Source organism: Facklamia sp. P9177 (assembly GCF_050409585.1).
Taxonomy (GTDB): Bacteria; Bacillota; Bacilli; order Lactobacillales; family Aerococcaceae; genus Facklamia.
The window spans coordinates 1-583 of sequence record NZ_JBNUPE010000051.1 but is presented as its reverse complement, the minus strand read 5'-3'; the positions used below and the strand labels follow the sequence as shown (position 1 = coordinate 583).

Below are 583 nucleotides of genomic sequence, written 5' to 3'. Positions count from 1 at the left end.
CTGTATTGATTTTGAAAGGAATCCAAGGGATTCTCGAGTCTTCTTCAACACCACATTTCAAAAACATCAATTCTTTGGCACTCAGCTTTTTTTACAGTCCAACTCTGACATAAATACATGACTATTGGAAAAACCATAGCTTTTGGAACTTTTTTTACCAAAGTAATGTCTCTGCTTTTTAATATGTTGTCTAGGTTAGTCACAGTTTTTCTTCCAAGGAGCAAGTGTCTTTTATTTTCATGGCTGCAGTCACCATTTGTGGTGATTTTGGAGCCCTTCAAAATAAAGTCTGTCACTGTTTCCATTGTTCCCTCATCTATTTGCCATGAAGTGATGGGACTAGATGCCATGATCTTCATTTTTTGAATGTAAATTTATAATATGGTAACTATATACATAAATGCACACAGGTTAAGTCACTTCAGTCATGTCCAACTCTTTGTGACCCTTTAGACTGTCCATGGGATTCTCCAGGCAAGGATACTGGAGTGGGTTGCCATTCCCTTCTCCGGGGGATCTTTCCGACCCAGAGATCTAATCCAGGTCTCCTGCATTGCATGCAGGCGGATTTTTACATTCTGAG

1 protein-coding gene is annotated in these 583 nt (G+C 39.3%); it reads right to left on the bottom strand.

Annotated features, from left to right (window positions below):
- Positions 1–44: 44 nt before the first annotated feature.
- Positions 45–305: a hypothetical protein gene (locus tag ACQV18_RS09405; RefSeq protein ID WP_428893015.1), complete on the bottom strand. Its 261-nt coding sequence runs from the start codon at positions 303–305 to the stop codon at positions 45–47.
- Positions 306–583: the final 278 nt, after the last annotated feature.